Below are 2,189 nucleotides of genomic sequence, written 5' to 3'. Positions count from 1 at the left end.
CAGAATTTTGGTTGGTGCCGGTAGCTCAGCCTGAAAGTTCGCAAAGACCTCTTTAAATACAGGTACAACCCAAATCATCATCACTAGCACCAATAGGAAGGAGGTAGCAAGGGTAATTACAGGATAAGTCAGTGATTGCTGAACTTTTCTTCTCAGCTCAATCTGGGCTTCTAGTTGCTGTGAAATTGTCCTGAGTGCCAAGCTGAGATCACCTGTTCTCTCGCTGACTCTAATAATATTAAAAAACTCTGGAGAAAATTTGCCATCTTGTGCACTTAGGCAAAAAGAAAAGCTATTGCCCTTCTGAAGTAGGGTGCGGATATTCTCTAACCAAATTTGCCAAGATGCAGGTGCAGACTGAATCAATAGCTGTATAGCATTGAGCAAGGGAAGACCAGACTGAAGAAGAGCAAGTATCTGTTGTGCAAAATGCAGTTGTTCAGATTGGCTGAGTTTTCTAGTTAAAAGTTTTTGCACTAATGCCAAGACCCAAGCTCCGCATCTAGGGATGCCTGATCTACTAAGCCAGACTTCAGTAGTTGCGTACCCGCTGAGTAGATGTCCAGAACTTGGGCTGATGCAAATAATTGTCCACTTCCCAAAACTTCATGAACGCCAATGCGGCCGAAATAGCCCGATCCTTTGCATAGATTGCAGGGCGTTTTGCTTTGCATTGAATTGCACTCATTGCAGCGTTTTCGAATTAACCTTTGAGAGCTGACGCAACGAAGACAGGATTCAATAGACTCTTGATCTATGCCTAGGCTTTTGAGTCTTGCTAAAGCACCAATAGCATTGCGCGTATGTAGCGTGCTTAAAACTAAATGACCTGTTTGGGCTGCCTGGATGGCAAGTTGCGCGCTGGCCGAATCACGTATTTCACCAATCATGATGACATCCGGATCTTGGCGTAGAAGGGCGCGAATAATGCTTGGAAAGTCTAAGCCCGCTTTTGGGTGGTAGGCCACCTGATTTACTCCTGGAAGCCGAATTTCAATAGGATCTTCAACAGAGCAAATATTGCGTTGCACTTGATTCAATGCGCTCAAGCAGCTATATAAAGTACGTGTCTTGCCACTCCCTGTGGGGCCTGTTACCAGAATCAATCCATTGGTTTGACTAATAGCACCTCGGACTATTTCAAGTTGCTTGGGCAGTAAGCCAAGTTGATCTAGTGCTAACTCCTCTAGACAACTAGGTAAGATGCGAACAACAGCTTTTTCACCATGTAGGGTCGGAAGAATCGATACCCGGCAATCAATATTCGGATAGCTAAAGTCATGGCCAATGAGGAGGCGTCCATCTTGAGGTAAACGCTTTTCTGCGATATCTAGACGCGACAAGATTTTGATCCGCGTGATTAATCTCTCATGCAAATCAATAGGGTATTGGTTTTGTAGAGTGAGACGACCATCTATTCTCGAGCGTATGATGGTTTCTTGAGATCTCGCCTCAATATGAATATCCGTTGCCCGATTATTTAATGCATTAACAGCAATGTCATGCCAGGTCCGAATAATGTGGGAGTCATGCAGTAGCTCGCTCAATCTTGGGTCGGTTGGATGAGTGGTTGGTATAGCTTTACTGTTTTTACTCCATGCTCATCAAACTGAACAATTTCCATTACTACGCCAGCAATCCGAATGCTGACATCGTAGTCCGGAATTGCTTCAAGCTTTTCTAAAATGAGACCATTTAAAGTACGCGGTCCGTCAAGTGGCAACTCTAGTTTTAGAAGACGATTTAAATCTCGCAATGATGCGCTACCGCTAGCAAGATAAGTGCCATCGGCTAACCAATGAGGATCATTAGAAAGATTTGAGAATGAAGTGGTGAACTCACCAATAAGCTCTTCAACTATGTCTTCAAAAGTGACGAGGCCAAGCACTTCACCATATTCGTTTACAACCAAACTCAAGCGCTGTTGATTGTCCTGAAAAAATTGCATCTGTTGAAGAACGGGCGTCCCGCTGGGGATGAAATAAGGCTCATTTAGTAATGACCTGAAGTCTTCATGGTGAAGCTCTGAATTACCTAGTAACGAGAGTGCTTTTTTAACCGAGAGAATGCCAACGATGCGCTCAGAGTCGCCATCACAAACTGGAAGCTTGTTGTGATAACAAGTTTCTAATTGCTCAATCACCTCATCAATCGGTCTTGAGAGATCTAATATCTCAATCTTAGATCGG

3 protein-coding genes are annotated in these 2,189 nt (G+C 43.9%); all 3 read right to left on the bottom strand.

The genetic code is table 11. The features are described from left to right. A partial coding sequence (locus B7Y67_RS15870) for a type II secretion system F family protein (protein ID WP_293599465.1) occupies nt 1–477 on the bottom strand: 477 nt, incomplete at its 3' end. Then, the gene (locus tag B7Y67_RS15865) at nt 477–1,547 is read right to left on the bottom strand and encodes a GspE/PulE family protein (RefSeq protein WP_293599464.1); all 1,071 of its coding nucleotides are present in this window, start codon (nt 1,545–1,547) and stop codon (nt 477–479) included. The genes B7Y67_RS15870 and B7Y67_RS15865, both read right to left, overlap by 1 nt. Then, on the bottom strand, nt 1,544–2,189 hold a 646-nt coding region (locus B7Y67_RS15860), incomplete at its 5' end, for a transporter associated domain-containing protein (protein ID WP_293599463.1). The genes B7Y67_RS15860 and B7Y67_RS15865, both read right to left, overlap by 4 nt.

Source organism: Polynucleobacter sp. 35-46-11 (assembly GCF_002281105.1).
Note: the sequence above shows the minus strand (reverse complement) of the source record. Positions and strands in the feature narration are given on the sequence as shown.